Origin of the sequence: Chryseobacterium takakiae (assembly GCF_900129385.1) — a bacterium.
Lineage (GTDB): Bacteria > Bacteroidota > Bacteroidia > Flavobacteriales > Weeksellaceae > Chryseobacterium > Chryseobacterium takakiae.
Map to the genome: position 1 here is coordinate 645,485 of NZ_FQVO01000001.1, position 26,925 is coordinate 672,409.

Annotated in this window: 18 protein-coding genes; 13 read left to right on the forward strand and 5 right to left on the reverse strand. The window is 38.4% G+C overall.

The window, feature by feature from the left end:
- Positions 1-84 precede the first annotated feature (84 nt).
- Both BUA76_RS02775 and BUA76_RS02780 read left to right on the forward strand, forming a co-directional pair.
- Entirely contained in the window at positions 85-1,083 is a 999-nt protein-coding gene (locus BUA76_RS02775; protein ID WP_228408446.1) for a glycosyltransferase family 9 protein, read from the forward strand.
- A 26-nt stretch (positions 1,084-1,109) separates the two neighbouring features.
- Positions 1,110-1,916 (forward strand): lipopolysaccharide kinase InaA family protein, encoded by an 807-nt coding sequence (locus BUA76_RS02780; protein ID WP_072883285.1) that lies wholly within the window; start codon positions 1,110-1,112, stop codon positions 1,914-1,916.
- 2 nt (positions 1,917-1,918) lie between these two features.
- On the opposite strand, the gene BUA76_RS02785 is transcribed toward BUA76_RS02780, so the two are convergent.
- From BUA76_RS02785 to BUA76_RS02800, 4 genes are all read right to left on the reverse strand, one after another.
- Positions 1,919-2,839 (reverse strand): helix-turn-helix domain-containing protein, encoded by a 921-nt coding sequence (locus BUA76_RS02785; RefSeq protein ID WP_072883286.1) that lies wholly within the window; start codon positions 2,837-2,839, stop codon positions 1,919-1,921.
- Positions 2,840-2,899: 60 nt separating this feature from the next.
- Complete coding sequence (locus BUA76_RS02790; protein WP_072883287.1) at positions 2,900-3,676, reverse strand: SDR family NAD(P)-dependent oxidoreductase; 777 nt, start codon at positions 3,674-3,676, stop codon at positions 2,900-2,902.
- A 233-nt stretch (positions 3,677-3,909) separates the two neighbouring features.
- A complete protein-coding gene (locus BUA76_RS02795; RefSeq protein WP_072883288.1) occupies positions 3,910-5,670 on the reverse strand; it encodes a T9SS type A sorting domain-containing protein in 1,761 nt (586 codons plus the stop codon).
- 252 nt (positions 5,671-5,922) lie between these two features.
- The gene (locus BUA76_RS02800) at positions 5,923-8,421 is read right to left on the reverse strand and encodes a PAS domain S-box protein (RefSeq protein ID WP_072883289.1); all 2,499 of its coding nucleotides are present in this window, start codon (positions 8,419-8,421) and stop codon (positions 5,923-5,925) included.
- A gap of 293 nt (positions 8,422-8,714) precedes the next feature.
- Between BUA76_RS02800 and BUA76_RS02805 the strand changes: the two genes are divergently transcribed.
- Positions 8,715-9,302 (forward strand): dual specificity protein phosphatase family protein, encoded by a 588-nt coding sequence (locus BUA76_RS02805; RefSeq protein WP_072883290.1) that lies wholly within the window; start codon positions 8,715-8,717, stop codon positions 9,300-9,302.
- Between the two features lie 389 nt (positions 9,303-9,691).
- On the opposite strand, the gene BUA76_RS02810 is transcribed toward BUA76_RS02805, so the two are convergent.
- Positions 9,692-11,899 (reverse strand): ATP-binding protein, encoded by a 2,208-nt coding sequence (locus tag BUA76_RS02810; protein WP_072883291.1) that lies wholly within the window; start codon positions 11,897-11,899, stop codon positions 9,692-9,694.
- Between the two features lie 640 nt (positions 11,900-12,539).
- Between BUA76_RS02810 and BUA76_RS02815 the strand changes: the two genes are divergently transcribed.
- The 10 genes from BUA76_RS02815 to BUA76_RS02860 all read left to right on the forward strand — a co-directional run bounded on the left by BUA76_RS02815 (position 12,540) and on the right by BUA76_RS02860 (position 26,893).
- Positions 12,540-13,082 (forward strand): peptidoglycan-binding protein LysM, encoded by a 543-nt coding sequence (locus BUA76_RS02815; protein ID WP_072883292.1) that lies wholly within the window; start codon positions 12,540-12,542, stop codon positions 13,080-13,082.
- A 217-nt stretch (positions 13,083-13,299) separates the two neighbouring features.
- A complete protein-coding gene (locus BUA76_RS02820; RefSeq protein ID WP_072883293.1) occupies positions 13,300-13,833 on the forward strand; it encodes a peptidoglycan-binding protein LysM in 534 nt (177 codons plus the stop codon).
- A gap of 405 nt (positions 13,834-14,238) precedes the next feature.
- Positions 14,239-14,784 (forward strand): peptidoglycan-binding protein LysM, encoded by a 546-nt coding sequence (locus tag BUA76_RS02825; protein WP_072883294.1) that lies wholly within the window; start codon positions 14,239-14,241, stop codon positions 14,782-14,784.
- A gap of 76 nt (positions 14,785-14,860) precedes the next feature.
- The gene (locus BUA76_RS02830; RefSeq protein WP_228408447.1) at positions 14,861-15,661 is read left to right on the forward strand and encodes a fimbrial biogenesis chaperone; all 801 of its coding nucleotides are present in this window, start codon (positions 14,861-14,863) and stop codon (positions 15,659-15,661) included.
- Positions 15,662-15,693: 32 nt separating this feature from the next.
- Positions 15,694-18,474 (forward strand): COG1361 family protein, encoded by a 2,781-nt coding sequence (locus BUA76_RS02835; RefSeq protein ID WP_228408448.1) that lies wholly within the window; start codon positions 15,694-15,696, stop codon positions 18,472-18,474.
- Between the two features lie 10 nt (positions 18,475-18,484).
- Complete coding sequence (locus BUA76_RS02840) at positions 18,485-19,918, forward strand: hypothetical protein (RefSeq protein WP_072883295.1); 1,434 nt, start codon at positions 18,485-18,487, stop codon at positions 19,916-19,918.
- Positions 19,919-20,208: 290 nt separating this feature from the next.
- The gene (locus BUA76_RS02845) at positions 20,209-20,856 is read left to right on the forward strand and encodes a response regulator (protein ID WP_072883296.1); all 648 of its coding nucleotides are present in this window, start codon (positions 20,209-20,211) and stop codon (positions 20,854-20,856) included.
- 670 nt (positions 20,857-21,526) lie between these two features.
- Positions 21,527-23,182 carry a hypothetical protein gene (locus BUA76_RS02850; RefSeq protein ID WP_072883297.1) on the forward strand — a complete coding sequence of 552 codons (1,656 nt, stop codon included), beginning with the start codon at positions 21,527-21,529 and terminating at the stop codon, positions 23,180-23,182.
- 85 nt (positions 23,183-23,267) lie between these two features.
- Positions 23,268-24,305 (forward strand): hypothetical protein, encoded by a 1,038-nt coding sequence (locus BUA76_RS02855; RefSeq protein WP_072883298.1) that lies wholly within the window; start codon positions 23,268-23,270, stop codon positions 24,303-24,305.
- A gap of 17 nt (positions 24,306-24,322) precedes the next feature.
- A complete protein-coding gene (locus BUA76_RS02860; protein WP_072883299.1) occupies positions 24,323-26,893 on the forward strand; it encodes a methyl-accepting chemotaxis protein in 2,571 nt (856 codons plus the stop codon).
- Positions 26,894-26,925 lie beyond the last annotated feature (32 nt).

The following is a 26,925-nucleotide window of genomic DNA, read 5'->3' on the forward strand; positions in this document are numbered from 1 at the left end:
TTTATCAGTAAATTGTGCACGCTTTTAAATACTATTTTTTTCATGAAAATACCGAAGGGAATTAACAAGGTTAGAAGATCATTAATGAGAAATCTGACAAAAAATATTGGGAAGTCCGGTTTAAAAAAATCTGAAAAAAACGATATTAAAATAAAAAGGATCCTTATTTCCAGACCCAATCACCGTCTTGGAAATCTGCTGCTTCTAAGCCCACTGGTACAGGAAGTGATCAATACGTTCCCCGAAAGTAAAATTGATCTTTTTGTCAAGGGACAAATCACCCCTATCATCTATAAAAATTATACAAATATTGACAAAATCATCCAGCTTCCAAAAAAACCTTTCAGCAATATTTTTAAATATCTGAAAGGCTGGATGTCACTGCGTACAAAAAAGTATGATTTGGTTATTAATGCCAATTTTGGCTCATCATCAGGAAGAATATCTACTCTGGCGGCTAATTCAAGATACAAGATGTTTGGAGAATTTGATGAAAAATATACAGAACAGATCGAGGATTATCAGCATTCTGCAAAGCAGAGCATTTATGATTTTAGGAAATTTTTATCGGAACTGGGAATTTCAGAAAACAAGAATGCCGTTCCGTTTCTTGATATTAAACTGGATGCCGCGGAAATAGAAGCCGGGAAAAAGAAACTTTTTTCCATCACGCAAAATGACAACCCTACGATCTGCCTGTTTACCAATGCTACAGGCGATAAATGTTACTCTGAACAATGGTGGTCTGATTTTTATAATACCCTGAAGGAAACATTCCCCGATTATAACATTGTAGAACTTTTACCGGTTGAAAATATTTCTAAACTCAACTTTACCATACCAAATTTTTACAGCAAAGATATCAGGGAAATGGGAGGCTTTATAGCCAATACGGCAGTATTTATTGCAGCCGATAACGGGGTAATGCACCTTGCCAGTGCAAGCGGGACACCAACGGTGGGTTTATTTATGGTAACTGATGAAAAGCTTTACAAACCTTATAATCCAAAGAGCTTCTCTGTGAATACGCAGCATACAACGAATGAAGAAATCATGAGTTTATTACGCACAACTATAGGATAGAATTACACAAATTAAAAATATATGATATGAAATTGATTTTTGCTGAAGGCTTATCTCAATATAAAGATGATATTCTATCAACTTTAAAGAAGTTTAAAAGCGAAGGAACATTAATTGGTAATGGGTCCCGGAATGTGATTAAAATTTTCGACATCAACGGAATGCGCCTCAATTTTAAATCCTTCAAACAACATAATATTATTAACAGGCACGTTTACAAATTTTACCGTAAGTCTAAAGCGCACCGTTCATTTGAATATGCACACATGCTTATCAGCAAAAATTACCACACGCCCCGGCCCGTTGCTTATATAGAAAATCATGATTTTATCGGACTTACATCCAGCTACTATATCAGTGAGCAACTGGAGGATGTATGGACACTCGACCGTGTTCTTAACGATCATTCTTTTACCGACCGTGAAAAGATTATAAAAGAATATACACGACTGATGTTTCGTCTGCATAATGACGGAATTCAGTTCCTTGATAATTCGCCGAATAATTTCCTGATCCGTAAGGAAGACAACAGCTATGCAATTTATCTGGTAGATCTTAACAGAATGAATTTTTATGATTCTATCGATTTGAATAAAAGGTTGAAGAATTTCGCGAGGCTTACTAACAATCCTGAAATTATAGAAATTATTGCCGAAGAATATGCCGGTTTATACGGAACTTCAAAAGATATTTGTCTGAAAACAATTATGCAGGCCTCTCAACAACAGGTTACCAGACGCAAAATAAAAAAGGTGCTTAAATTATACAAATACCTTATTCCTAACGTAATTGTATGTTATCTAAATGATCCTGTCTTATTTTTGAATATTTAAAATTAAGAAATATTTTTACGGAATTCTAAAGGCGAAAGGCCTGTCTGTACCCTGAACATTTTACTGAAAGACTGCGGATGCTCGAAACCCAGTTCATAGGCAATTTCTCCTACTGTCAAATCAGTGGAAGTTAATCTTTCCTTAGCTTTTTCAGTGAGTTTTTCCCGGATATACTGTTGTGTGCTTTTCCCCATCACCGAACGTAAAACATCACTCAGATATCCCGGTGAGATGCTGAGCTGCTCCGAAAGATATTGTACGGTGGGAATTCCCCGTTGTAACGTATCCTGATCATTGATATAATTATCAAGAATGATTTCCAGTTTCTGAATAATATCATTATTCATTACTTTTCTGGTAATGAACTGGCGTTTGTAAAACCTGTTGACATAGCTTAAAAGCAGTTCCAGCTGTGCAATGACTACCTCTTGGCTGAATTCATCTACGCGGCTGTTCAGCTCCTGTTCCATAATCTTGTAAATAGAAAGAATAATTTCTTTTTCCGAATCCGACAAATGCAGCGCTTCATTCCATGAATACAAAAAATAAGCGTACTGCTTAATTTTCCTGGCCAAAGGATAACCCAGCAGAAAATCAGGATGAATCAATAAAATATAACAGTACGTTTCGCTGTTGTAATCAGTGCTTCCTACCAACTGATTGGGTGCAAGAAACAGCATGCTTCCTTCATTATAATCATAATAATTACGGCCGTACTTCAGTCTGCCTTTATTCCTGGTAATAAAAGTGATTTTATAAAAACTCAGAATATCATAAATCGGCGCCATTTCCGTATTAAAAGGATTGTCTTTATGGAAATGTACAAGACTGATGAGAGGATGCTGCGGCGCAGGCAGCCCAAATGCTTGATGACTTTCCGATATCGAAATAAAACGAACCAGTTTATCCTCTTTATTTTTCATGCCATAAATGTATAAAAAAAACCTACGATCAGTGACCATAGGATTTGCTGTATTAAAATATTACCAGGGAAGAATATGATCCTTACCACTGAAACCAACAGGTCCGGTGAAACTCCCGTTCGGAAGATCTTCGGACAACGCCACACGGATTGGTTCTTTTGAACCTTCTTCCACAGAATCCGTTCCCTGAAAATTATTAAGTGCCGTGGCTGTAAATCCCGGACTTACCAGATGTACTTTAATATTCGTATTCTCCAGATCTATCGCCAGCGAAAGGAAAATTCCGTTGAGCGCAGTCTTAGAAGCACCGTACACAGCATCAAAATTTCCTCTGTATGGATTTTCCGGATTAGCATTGATCCCAAGAGAACCCAATGCACTGGAAACCGTTACAATACGCGCACTTGAAGCTTTATGCAATAACGGTAAAAAAGCCTGTGTTAATGCAAGTGTTCCGAAAACATTAGTGTCCCAAACAGTTTTCAGTTCATTAATCGGTGCAATGCTCGCGCGCTGTGAGCCCAAAACTTCTTCCATCGTACGGCCGGACTTTCCTGCATGTGAAATTGCAGCATTGTTTACCAGAAGCGTAAGATAGCCGTATTCATTCTCTACGGTTCGCACTGCCATTCTAACAGATTCCGAATCTGTAATGTCCAGCTGTAAGGGTTTTGCGTTTTCACCCAATTCAGCAACTGCTGCTTTTCCCTTTTGTAAATCACGTGAGCCGATATAAACAATGTATCCGTTTTCCACAAGAGCTTTCGCTATCTGGAAGCCTACTCCTGTATTGGCACCCGATACCAGTGCCACTTTATTTTCTTCTCTATTGGCCATTTTCAATTCTTTTAAATTTATATCACAAAGATGCGCCCGTAAAAAATAATGGATGTATCCAAATTGAGGAAATATTAAACCAAATTGAGGTTTTTAAACGACTATCTGTAAAAATCAGAAGGCTCACATACCAACGAAAAAGCTGTCTGATAAAGACAGCCTTTATTATTAATTTTGTCCCGTCCTAAAATAACTTGTCAACTTATTTTAGGAATAGTTATTTATTTAAAATTTTAATCTTTAATAATTTTTCCTACACGTTCAGTATGGTCTTCAAAAACTACGTTAACAAAATATACTCCTGCATCGAGATTAGAAATGTTTAAGCCTTTCTCAAAATTCTGCGTTTCTTTTTTTATGATTTTCCCCGATATATCCAGAATCGTAATGGTATTGATTTTCTTTTGGGATTTGAAATTAATAAAGTCTTTTGCCGGAACTGGAAATACTTGGAAATCATTTTGTTTTTGATTTTCATGAGTGGAAAGTACAGTCTGATTCTCAATACTTCCCATATCCAATGCATTTACGAGTCTCGGGTTATTCATGATATCCGTATCATAAGCATACCAGGAATCATTTCCTGTAGGAAGCGTAAGAAAATCATTAGAAGCAGAATTAATAGCCGGGCTTACTGATAATAAAGAAAAATCATTGGCTGCCGAATTGGTAAATTTCGGATCAGTATCCAAATTTCCGCCTTCATTCAGTCCCCAGTTGGAATACCAGTTAGAAGATCCTCCGGAACCCTGAATAATTGAATTTTTTACGTGAATTTTGGTCGGCGTAAAATATTCATAATAAATATATGGCGAAAACTGGCTGTTTGAGGTATTTCCCCAGATAATATTATTGTAAATTTTGCTGTTCATGTTATCTGGAGCTACCGAACAGTAAATTGCACCACCGTATCCCGTCGCAAAGTTCTTGGTAATGGTACAGTTCACAATATTTGAATAAGAACTTCCTACATTTTTAATAGCTCCTCCCGTATCCGCAGAATTACTGTAGATCAGTGAATTGTAGATAGAATTGGTAGAATTTCCATTATTATAAATGGCTCCACCACCACTGGAAGCAGAATTGTTATGAATTTTAACGTTCTGCAATACAGAATTTCCGTAGTTATATCCATAGATAGCACCACCGTACGTTCCTGAATTATTATTGAATGTAGAATATGAAACCTTAGCTACAGAATAATTGATAGACGCAATACATCCTCCCGTAAATCTGTTTGAAGTAAAAGTACTGTTGGTAATAATAGCTGAAGATGCATTGTCTAATCCTACACAGGCTCCGTATGCAGCAGCATTATACGTGAAAGTACAATTATCAACCGTTACATTACTTGCAGACACACATTCCATAGCTCCTCCGTAACCATATACGGAATTATTCACAAACCGGGAATTCTTGACCTGTATTTTGGAATTGATATTATACATACCTCCGCCAACTGATTTATAGATCGTGTAAGATCCTAAAGTGTAATTGGTATTAACATCTGCATTCCCGCCTGTAATTCTAAAGCCGTCAAGAAGAGCCGTATTAGCAAGATTCATTGTGAAAACTACATTGTAGGCATTTTCTCCCAGCCCGTAGTCATTAATTCCGTTACCGTTAGTATCAGAATCATTTCCATTAAAATCACCGGATAATATGGTTGGAGGGTTTGTTAAAAGATTTCTCTGGCCCAATGTGGTTTCAGTACCATTGAAACTTCCATAAATTTTGATGTTTTTATTAATATAAAAAGTTTTCGTTCTTGCATCATTGTTTACCATCTGATAAGTTGGATAATAGGTACCTGATTTTACAAAAAGGACATCATTCGCTGCTGCATTATTAATGGCGGTTTGAAGATCTGTGTAAGCATTACTCCACGAACTTCCGTTGTTATTTCCTGAGGCGTTCTGATCAACATAAATTGTTGCTGCATTCATAGAAATTGACAATCCTGTGGAAAGGATTAAAGCGTAAATACATTTCATGGTTAAAAAAATTTTCGCGAATATAAATTAAATATTTGTAATCAAACTACTTTATAATCATGAAAAAGAAAAAAATTGCAAATTTTCATGAAAGCTTATCATTAGGGGCAATTTGTGCTAAAAATAAATCTCCAAACAGAGATAAAATTCTTATTTTTTTGACAGTTTAGTCTAATAATAAACCAGCCTCAGATTTAATTATCCAAAGAATAATATTTTTATGTAATTGATAAAATTTAAGAAAAATTAGCTTTAATCATTCTGAACCTCATTCGGCAATGTAAACCAGAACGTACTTCCCATCCCCTCTTCACTTTCAACACCAATTTTCCCGCCATGGCGTTCAATAATATCCGCACTGATATACAGTCCTAATCCAAGTCCGGAAGCCTGAATACCATTCGGATCTACCCGGTAATACCGTTCAAAAAGATAGGGCAGCTTTTCAGCGGGAATTCCCGGACCGGTATCTCTTACAGAAACTTTCACCGAATAATTGTCCTTCTCGATGGTGAGGAATATTTGTCTGCTTTTAGGCGCATATTTAATGGCGTTATTGATAAAGTTAATAACAACCTGCTGTATTCTGTTTTCATCTGCTACGATTTCCAGGTTTTTTTCACCTTCTACCAACAGTTCATGAGTTCCCAGATGGATCACATGAGAACAGCACTCATCAACCATATGGGCAAAGTTGAATTTCTTTTTGTTTAACATGACCTTGCCTTCATTTATCCTGGTTACATTCAGCAGTTCTTCCACCAGTTCAGAGATCTTTTCCATGCTTTTGTTGGACTGATCAATTAATCTTGGAAGCAGAGGCGTAGGATTTGCTTTCATTCTTTCAAGAAGCTGTAAGGAAGCCTTGAGGCTCGTAAGAGGCGTTTTAAGTTCGTGGCTGGCAATAGAGATGAAATCATCTTTCTGTTGCTGAATTTGTTTTAGAGCAGTAATATCCATCACGGTACCAAGAAGTTTTTTTGCATTTCCGTCGCTATCATAATGAACGTTCCCCTGTAAACGGATCCATTTTATTGCGTTGTTTGCAAGCACAATTCTGGCTTCATAAAAAAGCTTTCCTGTTTTTCGGGCAATAGCATGAGCTTCATCACTAAGATGGGCATCCAACGGATGGAAACTGGTAAGTACCTCTGCTCTTGAAACGGGGCTTGTAACACAAAAGATTTCATCAAAACGCCTGGATCCGATTACTGACTGTTCATCATATCTGAACTCGTAAGTCCCAATCTCAGATGCTTCAATCGCAAGACGGTTACGTTCCTCAATATCTTCAATCTGTCTTCTCGCTATCACTTTTGCCGTCACATCATTTCCTACGACCATAATGGAAGTAACTACTCCTTTTAAGTCTTTAACAGGTTCATAAACAAAGTCGATAAACATGATCTGGTCTACTCCGTTTCGGTTTAATATAAGTTCATGCTCCATTCCATGAAATGCGGTTCCGGTTTTGATTGCCTGTTGCATAATCGGGGCATATACATCAGCAGCTTCCGCCACTCCTTCCCAGATACTCCGCATTTCTAAGCTTTCCCGGGATTTGCCCACTAATTCCAGGTAGCCGTCATTCACTTCAATGACCACCAGATCTTCTGCACGGATTACACATATGGCAATCGGCGCCTGCCTGATAAGATTTCGAAAGCGTGCCTCACTAAGGAGCAGTTCTTCATTAGATTCTGCAAGTTCCTCATTGGTTGTTGCCAGTTCTTCATTAAGCGCAGTAAATTCTTCATTAGAAGCAGCCAATTCTTCATTCATATCCTGCAGCTGCTGCTCACTGAGTTTCATCTGAGTAATATCTACACAGGAGCTTATATATCCTGCAAATTTACCGTCGGAAAGAAATCTTGGTGTTCCTTTTTTTAGCAGCCAGTGATAAGATCCGTCGGATCCCAGAAGTCTCATTTCAGCACTGTAAGAAATTCTCTGTGTAAATGCCTGCTGATGAATATTTAGAAATTTTTGTTTATCCGAAGGATGAATAAGATAATACCAACCCATCTCCAGCAGCTGATCTGCATTACGCCCGCTAAGGCTGGACCATGCTTTATTAAAATAGATGAGTTTTCCTGTTTCATCACGTACAGCTATCAGAATATCTGTATTGTCGGCCATAGATCTAAAGCGCTCTTCACTTTCCACTAAATCCTTCACTCTATCTTCTACCATCTGTTCAAGCTCCGTATTCATACGGGAAAGCTCTTCCCTGCTTGCTTCAAGCTCTTCATTAACTGCGCTTAACTCTTCATTTGCAGCCGCGAGCTGTTCATTTAAGGATTGCTCACGGAGGAGCAGCTGTTTATTTTGGCTTGCCTCTTCCAGTTCACGTCTGTTGAGATAGCGTTCCGTAACATCAGTAGCAGTATGTAAAATTGCTATTACGCGGCCATTTTCGTCTTTCACTGCACGGTATTCAAAATCAAAATAGTAGGTACTTATCACTCCATCAACTAACAGATCTGCAGGAGTGTCTTTTCCTGAAATCGTTATGCCTTCGCGCCAAACCCTTGCAAACATTTCAATAAAAGGCTGACCTGAGAGTTCGGGCATTGCCTCTTCCAGGCCTTTTCCAATAACTTCCGGACCGCGGCCCCAAATGGCCAACATAGCCTTATTTGCAAATTCAATCCTCGCATTTTCACCAACATGTACCGCAGTAGCAGTACTGATGAAAGAAAATATGTGGGTTAGCTGTTCAAAATTTAAAGGTGATAAAGAGTCCTCCATTGTTCCTTATTGGTTTCAATCACGAAAATACAAAAATAGAGAAAAAGACCAGCCTGCATAAGGCTTAAAGTATACCACAAATAGTGAAAAATGCAAAACAATATAAAAACACATCATAATTTTAACAGGAAATAGTACTTGAAAATTGTAATAGTTAACGTTTTCCGGATTAATTTTTTCTGATTATTATATCTAAGAAATCATGAAAGTTTTTAAAATTAAGTAAAAACCGGATATTTAATGATAAGATAGTATCTTAGCCAACAATTTCAAAAATCTCACAACTTCAGCCTATGAGCAAAATTTTTAAATCTAAAAAAATAAAAATCGCAATTATTTCATTGATTACGGTATTGTTCCTTGGTTTAGCTTTTGCTTTTTATCAGAAAAAAATTCGCCACAATCTGGTAACAATCTCGGAAAATAAAGTGTATAATTCCGGCGTTATTCCAGCGGATCAACTGCCTGGTGTTATCAATGACCATCATATAAAAACCATCATCGATTTGCGTGATGGCGCAGAACAAACAGAACTTAATCCCGAAACCAAACAGCAAGTCAATACGGAAGCTTCCGCTGCGGGAAAGATTTCAGGCGTTCATTATTTCAATCTTCCTACCGACCAGATTCCCGAAGACAGTACCGTGAAGAAGTTTTTAAAAATAATGGATGATCCCAAAAACTATCCTGTCCTGATTCATTGCCATCACGGGGTGGGACGTTCCCGTTTGTTTAGTTCAATTTACAGAATTGAATATGAACATTTTACCAATGAACAGGCAAGAAAAAATGCACGTTTCTTCTGGGAGTTCAGCAATAATTTTTCAAAAAACTCTCAAAAAGGGTTATTTCTAACGAATTATAAGAAAAGGAATCATTAATGCATGATTCCTTCATTCAAATATTTATTAATTAAATAATATCTTTTGCAGTAAAATATATTCCTTTTAATAAAACCGGCATTATTTGTGTTAGTTTATGATTCCGATTTAGTAATTGCTGCTTTAGGATAAGTAATATATCCATTTTTTTCTCCGCAGTAATAGGTATCTCTGTCGCTTTGCGATAAGGCTATTTCATGCCTGAACCGTTCAGCCAGGTCCGGATTTGCAATAAACGGTTCTCCGAAGGATACAAAATCCGCATTTCCTTCTCGCAGAATTTTAAAGAGTTTTCGATATTGGATCCTGACAAGGATCTGATTAATATAAGAATTAATATGTTGGTATAAATCTCAACTAATCGAACATCATTCAGATCGATAAAAGTACTATACCGGAAGGGTGAACCAAAACGTTGAGCCATGTCCAACTTCGCTTTCAACACCGATAGAACCACTGTGATTTTTGATGATATCGGCACAGATAAAAAGTCCCAGGCCAAGGCCTGAAAATTTCTGCCCCTGATAGTCCGTCCGGTAGTATCTTTCGAAAAGTCTGGATAATTTTTCTTTCGGGATGCCGGGACCATTATCCTTCACACTGATCATCATTTCTTTATCATCAAGCATATTCGCCTTAATAACTATATCAGAATCCGGTGCATATTTAATGGCATTATTGATGAGGTTGACCATCACCTGACCAATCTGCTGGCTGTCTGCAACGATCTTTTGGTAGAGATCACCTTCAAAAGTAATCTTTCTGTCTGTCTGCTGGGCAAAATTAGCCAGGCATTCCTTGAATAATTCTGATATTGTAAAAGGTTTCTTATCTATCTTTAGTTGTCCGTGTTCGAGCCGGCTGGTATCCAGAAGATCATTCATCAGTGTTGTCAGCTTGTTAAGACTTTCTACGGATTGATCTATGAGCTTAATTTTAGTTTGTTCGGTTAAATTCATGCCTCTTTTTTGAAGCATCTGCAACGATGCTTTGAGTGCAGTAACCGGTGTCCTGAGTTCATGGCTGGCGATGCTGATAAAATCATCCTTACTCTGGGCAATGAGCCTTCTTTCGGTAACGTCCATAAAGGTTCCTATCCCACCGGTAAGAACACCGTTCTGATCAAACATGGGTGCTGCATTGATCGAAAGATATATTCTATCTCCATTCGGGGGCTGTACGGCAATCTCATGGTCAGTGAGGGGTTTCTGTGTCTTCATCATGATGGACATGGGATGCTCCTCAGAGGGCAGAGGTGTTCCGTCGATACGCAGGTTCTGCCATTGCGGATCATCATAAGTACGGGTCTTGATCTCCGTTTCCTTTAATCCAAGAATCTGCTGAGCCATTGGATTGGCATACACCATTTGTCCTGATGCATCTATGACACCAACACCTTCTGCCATCGTTTCCAATATGGATCTTAATCGTTGCTCACTCTCCCTGAGATTATTTTCGAGTTCTACTTTTTCTTTGATATTTTCTTCCAGATGCATTATAGCTTCAGCGTGTGCGGTAACATCAATAGCCATATCAATTACACCTGTAATAATTCCGTTTTCAATGTAGGGGGTGTAGCTGAAATTGAAAAATCCTTGCTTCGGCTGACCATCCTTCTTAAATATTACCGGGGACGCGTCATCAGAATGTTTTATACCGTTTTTGTAAGTATCTTCTAACATATCCGCAGCTTTTTGTCCTCTAAGCTCAGGAAATTCCTTAAATAAAGGCTTCCCAATAATGGTTGCGTCTTTGCCCAACAGCTCCAGCATAGCGACATTAACCATCGTTACCACATAGTCTTCACCTTTTAAAAGCATCATGGCAACAGGCGACTGTGTAATAAGGTCACGAAAACTCATTTCACTTGTCGTGAGTTTTTCATTCAGCAATGAAATGGTATCATTCAAATGCTTTAGCTGGTTATTCTTACTATTTAGTTCTTCATTTTGCAAAGTAAGCTCAGAGATATTGCTCTCATTTTCTATCTTGCCGGATAACAGATCGGAGTTATCTTTTCTCAACTGGTCACTTAAAAAATAAATTTCCTTATTGGCATGATCCAAATTCCTGTTCATTTCTATGTATTCTTTATTGACCGCTGTCAATTCTTCGTTACTTGTCTGAAAGTCATGATTTAAGGATGAAAGGTCATGATTAGCAATGTTGAGCTCAGTCTCCCGATTTCGAAGGAGTTCCCAGACCTGCTGTCTTTCCGTTACATTACTTGCCGTGTGCAGAATGCAATAGATCTTGCCGGCTTTATCCGCAACAGGCTTATATTTAAAATCATAATACAGCGTGATCTTATTACCATTTAATTCGGTTGATAAGGGTATATTTTGGATCTCACATTCTTTTCCCGAATGCCAGGTATTCCGCAAAATGTCTAAGTAGGACTTTTCGTTCAGCTCAGGAAACACCTCCTCTAGTTTTCTGCCGCGTATTGATTCATCTTGATTCCATATTTTAAGCATCGCATCATTCGCAAACTGGATGCGTAAATCCTCACCCGTATAAATTGCGGTGGGATCACTGGATTGCTTCAGTATATCGAAAATTGCGTCAGTACCTAATGCAGAGAAAAAGTGAATCATTTATATTTACATTATCAACTTTTAAAGGTATGAAAAATATAATTCAAAATTATTCATGTTTCTATGAACTTATTATACAGTTTCAAGTGTCCGTCTGTCTGGGGGTGGGATTTCGAACTAACCCAAATAAATATTTTTTAGTCACGAAAGATTCTCTGATATTTTGATCCCCTAAAATAGTATAAAAGTACTCCATATTCGTTATCATTATTGAATAACAGCTAAAATGTCAATTGAATTTGTTTACTTATAAATATCATTTGTAAGCGGTTTTCCGATGTTCCCTAGAGAACCTGTTAATACTATTTTCATTGCCATAATTTATCTGAGATAATTATTCTGTAACTGTATCGCAGTATATTGTAATAGTATCCCAGGTAAATGTATCAGTAAGTTTTATCTATTATTCTATGATTGCGTCAAAAATCAACACTCACTTATCATTTAAGAGTGAAATATTATCGTAAGAATTACCTCAGTTCAGAATAAGATACTATTAACTAGCAGATTTACAAATATTTAAAAAAAATAAAATAAATTTTGGTTATGTCAGATAATGGTATTAGATTTGATAAAATGATATTTGTCAGTATAATTCATTTTGAATGACAGCATTTTATTACCTTTAATTTACCCTATCATGAAAAAACAAATTATTATTGCGGCATTATCTCTGGGAGCAATTGCTTTAGGAAACAACCAGGTTCTTGCACAAAATTCGGATCAGGCTAGTACCTCCGTCAACATTATGTTAGCAGATGTTATTTCAATGGATGTAGGAAGTGTTGCTTCAGGAGGCGCTGTAGATTTTAATTATGTGAATACAGCAGATTATAATTCTTCCAAAAATGTGACCGTCCCGAATAGTTTAGTCATCATTTCCTCCAAAAATTTTGATGTAAAAGTAAAATCTGAGGGGGCAAACTTTGTAAGCGGCACAAATCTAATTCCGGTAGATGTATTACAGGTAAAAGCAATACCGGGCGGAAGTTTAACGGGCACACTGAATGAGGTTACCTTATCTACAACCGATCAGGTTCTGGTAAGTAACGCAAATTTAGGATCAAAACAATCTTTAAATATTGCCTATTCTATTTCGGCAGAAAAAGCATCAAAAGTACTTCTGGGAAAACCTAAAGGAACATACATGCAAAAAATAATTTATACTGCGACTGCATTGTAATCAAAACAAACAATAATTTATATAAGCCCTCAACACTTTTCTGTGTTGGGGGCTTTTTCTTTTTAAACAATAAAATAAAATACGTGTGGCGATTTCACTACACGAACTTACATGTTCCACTACAAAGAAACTTTTTTTGCCGATGTACATTTGTAATGTTCAAAAGAGAACAATTAAATAAGAATAAAAAATAAAATAATATCATTATGAAAAACAAATCGTAATCGCAGCATTAACTATCGGAGCATTCGTATTAGGAACAAACACTGTTCAGGCTCAAAATACTACCGCCACTACAACGGTAAACATTACCCTGAACGATGTAATCTCTATTGATACAGGAAGTACTGCAATCGGTAATACCGTTGACTTTAACTATGTAACTGCAGCAGATTATAACTCGGATCAGACCATTACTAAAGCTAATTCTCTAAAAGTAACCTCAACAAAGAATTTTAACGTAAAAGTAAAAGCAGGAGGTGCCAATTTCATGAATGGAACCAACTTGATTCCTGTTGATGTTTTAACCATCAAAGCTGCTACTGCTTCCGGAACCATGGGTGGAACTAAAAGCGCTGTTGTTTTATCTGCAACAGATCAGACTTTAGTGGCAAATGCACCACTTGGAAGCGCATTAACATTGAATCTGGACTATACTATTCCTGCAGCCCAATCTTCATCTTCTAAAATATTAGGTAAGCCGGCTGGAACTTATACGCAAACAGTAACCTATACTGCGACTGCTTTATAAATAGCTGAATTTAAATAAACTTCTACTGGGAATAATATCAGGAAATTAATTTATTTGCTAGCAAATTGTTGGCCTAAAAAGATCTACAGATGCCGGATCAGGATTCAGGATGTTAGCAAAATTTATTTCCTGACTAAAAAGTGAATTTTTTTCATATTAATATTTTGTGTTTGGTGTTTCAAAGGCTTCCTGCGGGAGGCCTTTGATTTTGTATATAAATACAGCATTTATATACGCCCAAAGATTTTATAAGTGTTGGGGGCTATTCTTTTTAATAAAATACTGTGGCGATTTCACTACACGAACTTACATGTTCCACTACAAAGAAACTTTTTTTGCCGCTGTACCTTTGTAATGTTCAAAAGAGAACAATTAAATAAGAATAAAAAATAAAATAATATCATTATGAAAAAGCAAATCGCAATCGCAGCATTAACCATCGGAGCATTCGTATTAGGAACAAACACTGTTCAGGCTCAGAATACTACCGCTACTACAACGGTAAACATTACCCTGAACGATGTCATCTCTATCGATACAGGAAGTACTGCAATCGGTAATACCGTTGACTTTAACTATGTAACTGCAGCAGATTATAACTCGGATCAGACCATTACTAAAGCTAATTCTCTAAAAGTAACCTCAACAAAGAATTTTAACGTAAAAGTAAAAGCAGGAGGTGCCAATTTCATGAATGGAACCAACTTGATTCCTGTTGATGTTTTAACCATCAAAGCTGCTACTGCTTCCGGAACCATGGGTGGAACTAAAAGCGCTGTTGTTTTATCTGCAACAGATCAGACTTTAGTGGCAAATGCACCACTTGGAAGCGCATTAACATTGAATCTGGACTATACTATTCCTGCAGCCCAATCTTCATCTTCTAAAATATTAGGTAAGCCGGCTGGAACTTATACGCAAACAGTAACCTATACTGCGACTGCTTTATAATATTTTTTTTGTTTGAAAGGTTCCTTTAGTTAAGTTTCATTAGTTTTGGGAATCTTTTATTTTAAACCATCACACCATGCACAAGTTTATATACCTTTTCGTTTTCTTTATCCTTACAGGATCTTCTTCCATTCTGGCACAAAGTATCTCAATGTCGCCTACCCGCTTGTTTTTTACCGGTAATCCGGGAGAAAAAGTGACACAGACGGTCACGCTTCAAAACAGCTCGGATAAGGATTATGTTTTTAATCTCAACTATAAAGATTGGGTTAGAGAAGAAGACGGAAATAAGGTCTATCTTGATGCAGGCAGTTCAAAAACTTCCAATGCCTCTTGGGTATCCACTTTAGAGAATACAGTCACCGTTCCTGCAAGAAGTACAAAAGAGATTGTCGTAACCATGAAGATTCCGGCAAACGCAACAAAATCTGCCGTTACAAACAGTATGTTGTTTTTCACCCAGCTTCCGCAGCAGGCAGATCAGGCACGAGCTCAAAACGGGATTGGTGTCATCACCTTATTTGAGGTGGGACTTCACATCTTTTATACTCCACCGGGGAACAATGTAAAAAGTTTGGATATCACCAATATTTCAGAGGCGAGTAACGAGAATTCAGCAAACAGGAAAGTAGCAGTAAGTATCCATAATGATGGAAATACCATCAATGATGCCACTGTTGAGTTTGAATTGACCAATACAGACAATGGTAAGGAAATAAAATTACCCGCCATATCCATCTCTATGCTTCCCGATACCAATCAGACCGTTCAATTTTCTTTACCGGAGAACATTTCAGGGAACTTCCTTGGCGTGGCTATTATCAAAATGGCAGGATCCAACGATTTGCGCGTAGGCGAAAAAAACTTTAAATTTTAAATTAAGTCCTGAACCATCAAAATGGAATATCGATGTCAATCATAAAAAGAACAATCTTAGTTTTTGCATTTGTTCTTCTGAACTTTTCGCTGGCCCTTGCACAGGAAAAAAAGGATATTCGGGTTCATTTTGAAAATGACAGTATCGCTGTTGAAAAGGGATCTACTTTTACTAATTTCCTGGTCATTGAGAATAAAGGTTCCGAAGGGATTACCATTCAGAATATCATGCCACAGGAAAATTATCCGGGATTGCTTTTCTATCCCAAAAATGACTTTACTTTAGGTGCTGGTCAGACTAAAAATCTTCCTGTGAAACTGATCGCCAACGTGGATTTTATGAAACTGAGATCCAACGAGATTACATTTCAGGTTTCATACACTACGCCAATGGCCAACGGAACTGAAAGCACCTCGTTCTTCGTTAAAAAAGACGAGAATAAAAACATCGCAATTTATACGGCAGCATACGAAAATTTCATTAATCCTACTGCGCCCGATTCTTCAATTCTGCTGACTGTAGAAAACCAGGGTTATAGTAAACGAAACATTAAGATTGACCTGCAATCCATTCCTGACGGTTTGGAAATGATGCCCAAACAGCAAACCGTATCTCTGGAAGGTTTGGAAAAACAAACGGTTGAGATCAAAATTGCAGTCAGAAAACAGAATATGCTTTTTCCTGAATTTAGTATTAATGCAGCTGTCACAGACCTGCTTACTAATGAAATAGTGGGGAGCAATACGATCCACTTAGTGATCTTATCGAACAACAGACAGATTGCCCGTGGAAATGAAACGTTGAGCGGAAGCAATTTTGCAGAAATCAGCTATAACGAAAACAGTTCTGGTTTTAATTTTCTTCAATTGAGGGGAAACACAGCGTTTCGGGTGACCGAAAATCTGAAATCCCGCTTCAATATAGGAGCAGATTACTATCTTGAAGACAGTCGTTATAACCTGTATGACACCTGGCTGGAGCTGGAGAGAAAAAATATGGCATTACGGGTAGGAAATGTTAATAGTACCGATTACGATTATCCGGTTTTCGGAAGAGGTGGGAAAGTTTCTGCCAAATTTGGTGAAAATAACCAGATAGAAGTTCTTGCGCTGGAAAACAATTATAATCTGTATGGCACTTATTTCCAGCAAACAGAAGGATCTAAGATGGTGGGTGCAAAATATGGTTTTGGCAATGCCAAATCTTTCAATGGGAAAGTGTCCTATTTATTCGACCATGATCCGCGCTTTAATATTGATACGCAGGTGGCGAATGCGGTAACATCATTTGTAATTAATGATCAACACACCATCCGCACCGAAGCTGGCCTGAGCCATGAAAAAGGTCTTTTTAACAAAGATGAAAATACAGGAGCTTCAGTGGGAGCCAATTACGAAGGAAAAATAGGGAAATGGGATATACAGTCTGTTAATTCATTTGCCACCAAAAGTTATGCAGGAATCAAACGGGGATCTTTTTTCTCAAATCAGCGGATCGGCCACCAATTTTCTGCTTCTCAGCGCGCTTTTATACAATATCAGAATTCCCAGGTAGAGCCTGAGTTCCTGAGTTTCCAGAATGCGCCTATCCAGCCTGGGAATACCGCGAATTTGCGTTATTATTTCAACAGTACGGAATCTTTGGGATCAGGGTATCAGTTTTCTGTAAAGAAATGGAATTTTCTACTAGCACCAAAAGTTGAAAATCAGAAAACAGCCAGTTATTATACATCCCGGGAACTTTTTTCTTACCGGCTGGAGGCCAACATCAGCACTACCCTGGGTGCCCACGGACTGAACTGGATGGCGGAATATTCCTATTCAAAAGACAACCATAATGCGGACTGGTTCAACAGCCTGAAAACAACCTTGTCATATCGGTATAAATCCTTTTCCCTCAACGGAACAGCCCAATGGAATGCAATTAATGTTTTTGATTTAATTTCTTATGACAATGCAAACCGTAATTTCGCCAACTATAATGTATATGCATCCTATAATTTTCAGATGTTGAATAATAATCTGATCGGATCTTTTTCAGCCGGAACTTCCTATTCGCAGCTTTATAAGAACTTAAACAGCAATATAAGCGGTAATCTGGAATATAAAATTTCGCCTTCCCTATCCACCACAGGTTATTTTAATTTTTCCGGCTATAAATCTACGGGTGCTTATTCAAGCAGTGGCAGCTACTACCAGTTCAGAGTGGGGATTAAAAAATATTTTGCTGCAGCTACGGCTCTTGGAAATCATAAAGTGACGTTCCAGTTATTTGAAGATAAAAATTCCAATGGCCTTCTGGAGGCGGGTGAACAGATCCTAGCCAATGAAATAGTGAAACTGGACAATTTTGTTGCAATGACCGATAGGAACGGAAAAGTAGTTTTCCAGAATGTGCCTGAAGGTATTTACACGCTGAAGGTAAACGAAAGTGCAGGCGCCCGGTTGATGATGGATCCTGTCATTATGGTAAATAACAATATCAACCGCAAAGTGGGCTTGGTAAAAAACATCAGGGTAAGCGGAAAATTAACAGAGATCCGGCAAGCCTATGATGATTTGGAAACGGATGTAACCGGAATAGTAGTGTATGCAAGAAGTGAAGATGGTATGATTTATACCGCTGTGGTTAACCAAAAAAATGAGTTTGAGTTTTTCCTGAAAGATGGAAAATACGACCTGTATATTGAAAATGACAAATACAACTATACAAAACCCACCCAAACCATTCAGGTGACAAAACAAGGATATCCGGAAACCGTGGTTTTTGAATATAAAAAGAAAGACACCAACATTAAGGTGAAAAAGTTTTAAATTTAAAGGTATGAAAACGATGAGGGCTTTTTTAATAGGAATTTTTACCGTGTTCTGCGGATTAACAGTCGCGAAAGCTCAGGATGTGTACCTGTCGATTCCGGAGAATAATATTTTTAACAGGAGCGAATTCACTTCATTGCCTACAAGGGTAATGGTAAACGCCAACAGAACAAACTGGGATTACGCCTTTTTTGGATTAGCTCCAATAGCTCCCACATTTACCTCTGTTTCCGGACCTGCTTTTACTCACGCTACTTCTTCATTTACTTTACCCAGCTCTACGCTTCTGTGGCAGCTGGAAAGTATGGGCGGACAGCTGCCATCTACCGGATTTTCGGGTTCCTTACCTGGTTTTCAGTCGTTCAGTACAAGCGCTGTAAGGTGGTTTGAACCACCCGGATCAATTATTTTCGGAGGGGGATTCAACAAAGGAAATATCAATTTCACGTTTAAAATCCCTGGCGCACAGTTTGCTGCCAATGCTTACCGGGCCGGGAATTACTCCATGGACATCCTTCAGAATTACAATGATTTCACGCCCCGTAATTTTAAAACAATTTTAGTCATTCCTGCATCCGTCAGATGGCTCACAACATCTTTAACAAAATACATAGAAATATCTTCATTGAATGACTATCGCATTACAGGAACGCGGGTGTTCAGTTTGGATAATGCAGAAATCGCGCATACGGTCGATTTTAATTTATGGGCGAAAGCCGCCGCCAATATTCAGTTCACTTCCTCTAAAGGTGTTCCGGGAACCAGAAGTATAGCAAACATTAAATTGGGTAGTAACGGATCTTCACTCACCACCAAAGCCTTATCTTCAACTTTTCAGAATTTTTCCGCTGCTAATTTCAGTGTTGTAGCCGGAAACAGAAACAGCTTCACGCCGGAGCTCTATATATCTGCTGAAGATTTCAGGAACTTTTTTTTCGAAGCCGGAACGTACACTTTTGAATTGAACTTCAACGCTGCAAGTACTGATAACTCAATTAACAGTTTACAAAATACCGCTGTTCAGGTAAAGGTGCTTCCCCGCTCAGAGATCACTATCCCCTCTTCCGGACGAAATGTAAACTTCAATTTTAATACCGCTGCGCAATACACCAATGGCCAGTCGCAAATCATTCCGGGTCAGATTGTATTGTCCAATAATGAAAGTTTTGAACTGTATGTAAAATCGGATGAAAATTATTTCAAGAAAGGCGGCTTGCAGACCGACATCAATTCCAATATATTACAAATTGGCGTAGATGGAAGTTCAGTAAATGTTCCTTTATCCAAAACTCCCCAAAAAATACTTTTCAACGGAACACCGATACTAGACCGTGAGCTGAACATAAGATACACCATACAACCTTCCAGTGCTCAAAGTTTGGTAGGCAAGGAAAATACCACCTACTCTATCAATGTTTATTATAGCTTCACGGCAATTTAACAATACTTTCTAAAAAGCAGAAAAGAGTACATCACTAATGTCGAAAATCACTGATAAAAAGATATTTGAGTAAACAAAAGAACAGCTATTAAATTATGATGTATCTTTTGAAATATCCAAAGATTGTTAGGCTTTTTTCTTTAAAGATAAATTTGTAAAACTAAATCTGATTTTTCGAGTGAATTAAGTTTGAAAATTGTAAAATTTCATATCCTTTGTGTCCAGAAACATGGTATCATTTCATCTGAAAGTAATAGAACTGTTTCCCTTTTTTTATCTAAATTTACGGCATGAAGGATTTAAAATTAAATGTTCGTATTGTTGTAGCAGATGATCATGGTATTGTCCGGATGGGTCTGGTACAAACGGTCAAACGCCTCAAGCCCGATGCCGTGATTTCAGAAGTAGAAGACTATAAATCGCTATACAAAATAATTCTGAAAGAAGAATTTGATCTGGCAATTATGGACGTTAATATGCCTAATGGTACCGTTCAGGAAGCAATACAGTACATAAAAATTCATAAACCGGAATTAAAAATTTTAATATTTTCTTCTCAAGATGAAGAGCTCTATGCAATGCGCTACCTAAAGATGGGCGCCAGCGGCTATCTTAGCAAACAAAGCTCACCTGATGTGGTTAAAGATGCTGTGACGGCTATGCTCGATAAGGGCCGATATTTCAGTGATAATGTAAAGGAAGCAATGTTTTTAGAATCATTAACCGGCAGCACAAAAGAATCTCCTTTTGAAGCGTTATCAGACCGCGAACTGCAAATTGCCAATAAGCTTGCAGAAGGCCTTCCCCTCAAAGAAATTTCCAATCAGCTGAATATTCATTCGTCAACGGTCAGCACATACAAAAACAGGCTGTTTGAGAAGCTGAAAATACGATCCGTACCGGAATTGGTGGAAATTCTCAGGCTGTATAATAAATAAACATTGTATTATTCCGCTTTGCCATTTCGAGGAATCGATGAATCTTTTAATGCGATAAACCGAGCTGTCAACCGGAAGACGGAGTATTCTTTCTTTTCCCTTCATACATCACTATTTTCTGAAGATAATCGATGTTATTTGATAAAATAACTATCTATTCTTCATTACCTTACTTCAATATAGTCCGATCAAAATAGGTGATCCGGATATTGAAATGATTTCAATTTTATTGTTATCAAATTAAATTTAAATTTTTCTCCTGAAAACAAGTAGTATTCCCCGGACACTATGAAAAGCTCAGGAGTATTAATGCATTCTTTGACTTTTACCCCTGAGCAGATAATCTTTCACTTGTTCCTACTGTGATAACGGGTAATTTACTAACAGAAATCCCGGTCGATATCATCTTTTATTCTCAACTGTTAGACCAATTTAAATTGTGATACCTCTCTGAGAAATTTTTGTCTGATCCGATCATATTATTAAGGTGATACGAATAATTAATCAATGGATATAGCAGTTTATAACTTATTGATAATTAGCAAACACTTCCTGGATTGTAAATCAGTATAAATACTACTTTATAAATGAGGTAATACTACTGAGAAATAAAATATCCTGTTCTCCTAATTTTAATCTATAATAATTTTTAATCCAAATCAATTTAATCATGAACACTAATAACCCCACCGTTCAAATTACAAACAATTCAACCGTTCCGGTTGATATTTACGATGTTTTCAATCCGGGCACAACCGGACAAACAGTTCCTTATACCTACACGAAATTGGGTACAATTGCTGCGGGAAGCACCAGTACGATCCAGACGATCCGTGCAGCATCACAGTTACAGGCAATGTACACAGGAACTATTGATCAGCTGAGCAGTCTTTATTTTTACCAGTTTCCGGTTAAAGTAATGGCAGCCGTTCAGTTTTCATTCGATAATCCGCCGCCTTTGGTTTTTACCATTACGGCTGACGATCAGAATGCCATGATCCAGTCTTTCCTTTTTCACCGCTATGCGATGGCCAACCCGAATTCGGCGCTGACAAAGAATTTATATGCCGCTTTGAAGGGCGGAAGTACAGCTTCGGTAAATAATTTTTTTGCTTCCACCCAAAACTTTAAATCATGTACTTTAAGCTCATGGAATGCAGTAATGAGCTGGTTGCAGATGTTCACCTCAGGCTGGCAGGGACCTTTCTATATGTACGAACAGGCTCCTAATCCCGCGCCTAGCGGATACATACCGGTTTTAGTGGGAACAATTAACATTCTTTCAACAGCCACTGAAAATTCAGCTACTTTGAAATTATGTACCCAGGATGCCAGCGGAAATCCGGTGTATGCAGATAATTCACAACCTACTTCCCTCATTATGAACGGGGACGGTACCATAGGCGACAGTAATCCCGGAAATGATGTTTCGGTAAATCTGACGCCCGTCTGGATGAATGTCATACAGACCTCCATGCAAAACGGCCAGCCTGTTTCCACTTACCTGGCAGGTCCTACATTAACAGGAACCATCGCCAGTAAAACAGTTGTTTCTTCACAGACAGCCCGACAGATTCCTGGTAAACCCGCAGATAAAAATAAACAAAGTTCATTCGATTCTACTTTCGGAAAAATCTGTCAAGGTGTAGGACTTTTGGTAGGACTGCTGATGCTGGGAGAATTTGGTAAAAAATTGTTTGATGGAGCTAAGGAAAAATTAACATCGGCAAAAGAAAAAGCAACTTCAGAAAGTGAATACGAAAATGAAGAAAATGAAATTGAAAATACTCCGGATGAGAACATTGTTAATGAAGTTACCCAACAGGAAGAAACATTTAATTCTGATGCCTCTTCCGTAGCAGATTCTTATTCTGATATTTCAGAATCCATGCAGAAAGACGTGATGACCCAGACCATGGAAGATACGATGTCCGATATCAATAATGAAATAACCGAGCAGGTAGAAAACGGATTTACCCCTACAGAGGAATATGAATCCGCAGTTTCGGATTTACAAAACTCTTTTAAAGATGCCAGCGCCCAGATTGAGGAGGGAAATTTTTCCGATGCCAGCAAGGAACTCTCATCAGCAGCCAGCAATATGGAAGAAACGATTTCTCAAAGTGAAGGCAGCATGCAGGAGTGGGAAACACAATCTTTACAGGATTCCGCTGATGCCGTAAATGATGCGGCTGAAGCTTCAGATGCACTTGACACCGCACAGGAAGACTATGAAAATGATATGAATGATGAAGAAAATGATTCGGGGTATGATGCAGATGAAGATTCAGAATGGCCTGAAGCAGAAGAGATGGCTGAGCTATAAAATCAGGAAACTGTAGGAAGAATATACGAATATACAACTTCAGACAGGTCCAAATACAATAATAGTAATTTAAAAAATAGGAAAAATGATTATATCATGGAATACAGATCCTTCTAAGGGTACCTTTGCACCCGGAAGTACAAAATACTCTTCTTACTATCAATACGATACGGTATCACATAAACTGGTAAGGATTCGATTAGAGCTTGGCAGAACCGAAATTAACGGTGAAACAATGGTAATTTACGATAACAACCGGGCTGTAGGTTTTTCGGATATTGATTTTATTAAAGAAGAACTGGAATACCCGGATTCAGATTTTTCTATTGATGCAGCTACAGGAGAAGTGCTCTTACGAGGGGTGCCGCTCTCTCAAATTCCGCAACCGGGATATAATGTTGTAGATATGTCTCCAGGTGACACCGTACCCCATTTCGGAAACAGTGTTTCAACCTCAGCTGACACACATCTGCCGGAAGGAATTCAAAATAAACATCTGGGAGTACTTGCTAATGAAGCCATTTTGGAAGAAAGAGGAATTACTCTTACATCATCTGCTGCTTCCGGCGAACAATTGTCTGCCGTACTTAAAGGTCAGGTTGCCAGAGCAGTGGGAAAACCCTTCAATGAGATTACCAATGAGGATCTTTTGGAAACTTTACAAAGACAGGTTGCTCAGATTAAACAAAATGAAATAGTTCCTTCAAAAGAAAATATAAACTCAAGCCTAGAAGAAGCCGACGTGCTTATTGATTCAATTAAAGAGCAGATTACTAATGAAGGAATGGTGCCCACGGAAGAGTTCAGCAAAAGTTATTCAAATTTTATCGAAAAATACAAGGTTGCCAATGATGCTGTAAAAAACGGTACAGCTGTAAAAGCGGCGATGGAAGAATTTCAGGCTGCCAAAAATCAGTTAATGAACGAATCAGAAACCCTTGAGACATCGTATTACAATAATCTTGAGACTCAGTTAAATAACACCAATACAGCTGTTGATGCCGCAGTTTACGAAGCCACAATATGGGAAAATATTGACCTGGAATATGAAAATCTAGAAAAAGCAACTTCCATAGAAGAATACGAAACGGAAATCGGTATGGAAGAAACAGAAGTATTATAATCCTAAAATATAAATCAATGAGCACTACATATCCATCTGTGACGATCAAAAATGATCTGTCGGCAAGTATCCAGATTTTTGATGCTTTCCAAAATAACGAAGATGATAAAAGCCTAACCAACTTTTTTGGAACACTTACACCGCTGGTTACCGTACCGGCAGGTGGCAGCCAGGAGTTCACACCGATCCACGGGCCCATTTCAACATTTATTGTTTTTGATGATCAGAATAATCCCGTTACCCGTTTTTTTACATTGGGCACTCAGCCGGCTTCCTTTGAAGTACAGCAGAGCGATGTGGATACAATGAACACCACGGAGGCATTTATTAAGCTGATGCAGGATCAGCCGGGTAATCCGGAAGTCGTGCAGTTTCAGGCACTCATAAAAAACGGGAAGGCAACCGCAGCACAGGTAAACCAGTTTTTCCTTTCCACAACGGATTATAAAACAGTTACTTTTGTCACTTATATGCTTGCTGTGGTGGCACTGGCCCGAACCCCGCAGACCCAGAAATCACCACCGCAGGATCAGGTATACAGTCTCAGTACATTAGTAAATTATTTTGGTTTCAGCTGGCCTTCGTCCATTCCGGATGTTACCATTTCTCACTTTAACTGCAACGAAACAGATACGGCAATATTTATCGGAGGCGAATTAAACATTACGGATGTTACCTTCGATACCGGTGTATTGGGAATTATTCAGTCTTTTATTGGAAATCCTACTATTAATTTCGGAGTTGAATTTGTTTATAACGACGGATTGGCAACCGGTGTGACTTGTTTGAAATTCAGTATGGATGAAGTGAAAATTCCGATTGGAGGAGGAAATACTTTCGATATTGACAAGCCTACCATGCTGCTGTCGCTAAATCCGCTTTTCAAGTTTGTAGTTTTTGAAATTAAGGCAACCATTCCGTTTAATCTGTTTGGAAGTCCGGAAATTGATTCAGATATTGCGATGACTATTGATAATATTGAGGCGGAAATCGGTGTGAACTTGAGAGGCAACACCACCAGCCTGCTGACACCTCCGGGAATCAAAGGATTACATTTCGATTCTTTTGGGGTAGGTCTGGGTGTAATTTTTGAACCGCCGGGCTTTGCCATCGGAGTGGAAGGAACATTTCATATCGGAAATCAGGGACAGGTACCCTTAACGGATGATAATTTTGCAGTCGTTTGCGAAATGGAAGAAGAAATCCCAAATCCTTTATATATCGCATTTTATGTACCCAAACTGGATTTTAATGAGATCATAACATTATTCACCAATACATCCTATAATATTGATCTGCCGGTTTCCTTCACAGACCTTTCATTCAGATGGGCCGAAAATCCGATGGAACCTGTTGTCCTGCCCGATGGTTCGCTTGCACCGATGGGATACGGATTCAATGCAGTGATGGATCTGTTCGGGTTACATTTTTACGGATATCTTCAGATTGACCTGAACACAGGCATTCATGGCACAATCACGATGGCACCGTTGAATTTCGGAAATATCCTGAGCATTACGGGAGACGGCAAGGGAGCATCAATTAAAGTAGATCAAAACGGCAATCCGATCCCGATTAATACGGTACCAAAAACAAAACTGGACCAGCAGACTATTAAAAATGCAACAGATAAAACAATTGTATCTGCGGGCGGACCGGAAATGAGTGTCAGTACATCTTCTTCACCGTATTTTACGCTGGACGCAGCAGCAAGCCTTTTCGGATTGGTGAATGATAAAATAGATGCTGTTATCGCTAATGACGGAATAAGTTTTGAGATGGATTACGGCGCGATACTTGAAACTAAAATGGCCTGCAAACTGGCTGATTATCATAATTTTTCAGGAGCCTTTTCATACGGACTGGATTTTGATGTCTCATTGCCGTCCATTGCAGGTTTCTCTTTAGGATCCATTCATTTAGATGCAGGCTGCGCAGTAAGTGTCGCTTTGAATACCTCGGCTTCTGAAATTTCATTCCAGGTATCAGGAGGATTTAATTTTGAAGGTTTAAATCTGAATTTCGGACCGTTTGAGGCAGACATTAATATTTCCAGTATTTCAGGATTATTAAGCGCTATTGAAACCTATATTGTCCAGAATGCATCATCAATCTTCCGGGACATCATCAATGACGCCGAAAAATGGGCCGGATATGTTAAAAACGCTATAGTAAATGGTGTTTCAGATGTTGCACAGGGATTAAAACAGGCTTACAATAAAACAGCGGCAGAAACAGCGAATATCATGAATTCTGTAGGATATAGCGCCTCTACTATCGCAAGTGACATAGGCAATGCGTTCTCCTATTCTGCGACAGAGGTCGCTCAGGCGATGGAGGAAGGATATGGTGCTACCAGCCAGGTAGTAGCAGCAGCATTCCAGGAAATTGGCATTGGAGCACAGGACACGGCACAGGCGCTGAATACGGTTTTCGGACTGGCCCCCGATGCGGTGCGTGATGTTATGCTGGGAGTAGGATATGCAGATGATGCCATAAAATCTGCGTTTGAATCCATTGGAGGAGCTTTTGCTTCTGCAGCATCCAGCATCTGGCATGCCGTTTCACATTGGGATCACTGGTCATAAGATGAACATTCAGAGGCTGTCTGATAAAGACA

Bases quoted from the DNA above. Each gene is read 5' to 3' on its own strand.
- BUA76_RS02840 (WP_072883295.1), top strand. From the start codon at position 18,485: ATGAAAACGATGAGGGCTTTTTTAATAGGAATTTTTACCGTGTTCTGC.
- BUA76_RS02780 (WP_072883285.1), top strand. From the start codon at position 1,110: ATGAAATTGATTTTTGCTGAAGGCTTATCTCAATATAAAGATGATATT.
- BUA76_RS02835 (WP_228408448.1), top strand. From the start codon at position 15,694: ATGTCAATCATAAAAAGAACAATCTTAGTTTTTGCATTTGTTCTTCTG.
- BUA76_RS02850 (WP_072883297.1), top strand. From the start codon at position 21,527: ATGAACACTAATAACCCCACCGTTCAAATTACAAACAATTCAACCGTT.
- BUA76_RS02815 (WP_072883292.1), top strand. From the start codon at position 12,540: ATGAAAAAACAAATTATTATTGCGGCATTATCTCTGGGAGCAATTGCT.
- BUA76_RS02790 (WP_072883287.1), bottom strand. From the start codon at position 3,676: ATGGCCAATAGAGAAGAAAATAAAGTGGCACTGGTATCGGGTGCCAAT.
- BUA76_RS02845 (WP_072883296.1), top strand. From the start codon at position 20,209: ATGAAGGATTTAAAATTAAATGTTCGTATTGTTGTAGCAGATGATCAT.
- BUA76_RS02855 (WP_072883298.1), top strand. From the start codon at position 23,268: ATGATTATATCATGGAATACAGATCCTTCTAAGGGTACCTTTGCACCC.
- BUA76_RS02830 (WP_228408447.1), top strand. From the start codon at position 14,861: ATGCACAAGTTTATATACCTTTTCGTTTTCTTTATCCTTACAGGATCT.
- BUA76_RS02785 (WP_072883286.1), bottom strand. From the start codon at position 2,839: ATGAAAAATAAAGAGGATAAACTGGTTCGTTTTATTTCGATATCGGAA.
- BUA76_RS02810 (WP_072883291.1), bottom strand. From the start codon at position 11,899: ATGATTCACTTTTTCTCTGCATTAGGTACTGACGCAATTTTCGATATA.
- BUA76_RS02775 (WP_228408446.1), top strand. From the start codon at position 85: ATGAGAAATCTGACAAAAAATATTGGGAAGTCCGGTTTAAAAAAATCT.
- BUA76_RS02860 (WP_072883299.1), top strand. From the start codon at position 24,323: ATGAGCACTACATATCCATCTGTGACGATCAAAAATGATCTGTCGGCA.
- BUA76_RS02825 (WP_072883294.1), top strand. From the start codon at position 14,239: ATGAAAAAGCAAATCGCAATCGCAGCATTAACCATCGGAGCATTCGTA.
- BUA76_RS02800 (WP_072883289.1), bottom strand. From the start codon at position 8,421: ATGGAGGACTCTTTATCACCTTTAAATTTTGAACAGCTAACCCACATA.
- BUA76_RS02805 (WP_072883290.1), top strand. From the start codon at position 8,715: ATGAGCAAAATTTTTAAATCTAAAAAAATAAAAATCGCAATTATTTCA.
- BUA76_RS02795 (WP_072883288.1), bottom strand. From the start codon at position 5,670: ATGAAATGTATTTACGCTTTAATCCTTTCCACAGGATTGTCAATTTCT.